The 253-nt window shown below is 51.8% G+C and carries 1 protein-coding gene; it reads right to left on the bottom strand.

All coding sequences use genetic code 11. The annotated features are described in order from the left end of the window. Positions 1 to 253, bottom strand: a 253-nt coding sequence (locus SB775_RS31715; protein ID WP_410865255.1) for a hypothetical protein, incomplete at both ends; no start/stop codon positions are given.

The following is a 253-nucleotide window of genomic DNA, read 5'->3' on the forward strand; positions in this document are numbered from 1 at the left end:
CCACGATGTAGAGCGTGCTTGGCCGTGGGGTTTGAGATCGCAGTGAGTGCCAAGATCGACTCCGACGTGAGCGCGCGGTCGCTTGCATCGAACCCGTGGGATTCCATGTATCCTTTTGGAGAGTCAAAGAACTTTCTCGATTCTTTTTCGCTGGTGATGATGGCCTCTATCATTGAGCTTGCTATGGATAGTTGGCGAACGTAATCGTAAGGGATGCCGGACTGAGATAGAGGTAGCTTCAGCTTCTCAGAGA

It is taken from the genome of Peribacillus sp. SIMBA_075, assembly GCF_046534585.1.